The sequence below is a fragment of the Synechococcus sp. R55.2 genome (genome assembly GCF_047462075.1).
Lineage (GTDB): Bacteria > Cyanobacteriota > Cyanobacteriia > Thermostichales > Thermostichaceae > Thermostichus.
Genome location: NZ_JANSIH010000329.1, coordinates 1 through 569 on the forward strand (window position 1 = coordinate 1; position 569 = coordinate 569).

General features: G+C 59.2%; 1 protein-coding gene. It reads left to right on the forward strand.

The window, feature by feature from the left end:
• Positions 1-68: 68 nt before the first annotated feature.
• Positions 69-569: ABC transporter permease (locus NW838_RS10455; RefSeq protein ID WP_414428003.1), on the forward strand; the 501-nt coding region annotated here is incomplete at its 3' end.

Below are 569 nucleotides of genomic sequence, written 5' to 3' on the forward strand. Positions count from 1 at the left end.
TTCTTCCCCAGGAGTTGCTCAACAGGTAGCTCCCGCCTGTTGAGATGGACAAAGAGATGAGGTTGAAGTTGTTGAGCAAATCTCTGCCGGGAAGTGGCTTCTTTCCTCTGAACGGCTGGGCGCTTCTGACTCTGACCCTCAGCGGTCTCATTCTCGTTCCTGTTCTTACGGTGTTGCTCAGCCTTTTTGCGGACGAGCGGCAGGTTTGGGAGCACCTGGCCGATACGGTCTTGGGGCTTTATGTGCGCAATAGCCTGGTGATGATGGCAGGGGTGGCGGCGGGGGTCATCCTGGTGGGCAGTGGCACCGCCTGGCTGGTGACCATGTGTCAGTTTTGGGGGCGGGCCTGGCTGGAGTGGATGTTGGTGCTGCCCCTGGCGGCCCCCACCTATGTGTTGGCCTACGCCTACACCGATTTTTTGCAGGTAACCGGCGGTTTCCAGATCTGGCTGCGGCGGGTAACAGGTTGGGGGATCGGCGACTACTGGTTCCCTAACATTCGCTCGTTGTGGGGGGCGATCCTGCTGCTGATCCTCACCCTCTATCCCTATGTTTACCTCTCGGCCCGG